We start from the raw sequence: 1,306 nt of genomic DNA, 5'->3' as shown, positions 1-1,306 counted from the left end.
TAAGTTAAAAGCAAAAAAAGCTAAAAGAATAAAATCAGACAATGTTCCTATTATGCTTAATAATGAAATACAAGGAGGACCTTGTACTAAAGTAGCTTTAGTATTTGCTTATACTTATTCAAAGCATAAAATCAATAATAAATATTCCGTTTATCAAATGGGCTTAATAGGAGTAAGTAATAAAGGCTATCCTGTACTTTCTATACCTAAAGGCAATAAGATTAAATTTGCTTTAACTAAAATACAAGCTAGTCCTCTTGCTAAGATTAAGTATGATAGGATAAGATGGCAAGGGATAGGAGATAAATTAGGAGCGGCACAAAAAAGCAAAGAAAAAGCAAAAATGCTTTTATATTTAGAAAATGAAAATAAAAGAAATAAAGTAAATGATAAAGAAGTTCATCTTTATAAACATAATGGAATATGGCCTAAAGATACTCCAAAACCTAGAAGTTCAAATTATATTGGTGAAAATGGTAAGATTAAATATCCTGATGATGATGGTTATAAAATTCCACCTAAACCAGAAGAAATCACTCTAAAAAAAGGGATGAAACTGGACAGATATGGAGATAATTCAGGCGGTTTTGTTTGCCCTTTTAAGGAGAAAAAAGGAGCGATGCCTTATGAAAAAAGATCATTGCCTTATGAAAACAATGAAGCCGTGCAAAAAACCTATAAAAGATATGAAGTAACAGAAGATATTAATATGGAAAGTATTGATAGAAAGGTTGAGATGAGTGGGAATAATAAACTAATAAATAAAATTGAAGAGTTGAAAGAAAAAAAAGAATTCCATTCCCCAAAAATAGGTAAAATATCTCCATGCTTTGATCAAGAAGGTGGAGGAACACAGATTAAACTTCCTATTTCCATAGAAAGCTTAATGCAATTGGGCTTTATCAAATAAATATAATAATAATAAAGGAAAAACAATGACAAGAGAACAAGCAGAATTAATTATAGAAGAAGAAAAGTTAATCTATGTAACTTGGCGTGATTATGATAATACATCTGGGGAATATCATTTTACAATTTGGTTTAATCCCAATAATAATAAATATGAAACTATCTATATTGGAGAAAGAGGAGGTATTGAATATAAATATTCTTTTGATAATGAAAAAGAAGCAATTGATAAAATGTTGCAGATGAATTATGAACAAAAATATTTTAGTGTAGATGAGAACTATTCAATGCAAAATAGAAAAGAGGTAGCGCTAAGAATCATTAAAGAAGAAAAACTAGAAGTGATTTGGTATGATGAAGCACTTAAACCTTTATGTGCAGGTATTAAACATGATAA

At 28.6% G+C, this 1,306-nt stretch carries 2 protein-coding genes; both read left to right on the top strand.

What is annotated here, in order from left to right; genetic code table 11:
• Window positions 1–910, top strand: a 910-nt coding sequence (locus ELQ12_RS09675) for a TNT domain-containing protein (RefSeq protein WP_134264752.1), incomplete at its 5' end; no start/stop codon positions are given.
• 25 nt (window positions 911–935) lie between these two features.
• On the top strand, window positions 936–1,306 hold a 371-nt coding region (locus ELQ12_RS09670; RefSeq protein WP_134264751.1), incomplete at its 3' end, for a hypothetical protein.

The sequence above is a fragment of the Campylobacter sp. US25a genome, assembly GCF_004379075.1.
Taxonomy (GTDB): Bacteria; Campylobacterota; Campylobacteria; order Campylobacterales; family Campylobacteraceae; genus Campylobacter_D; species Campylobacter_D jejuni.
This window is presented reverse-complemented; position numbering and strand designations above follow the sequence as displayed.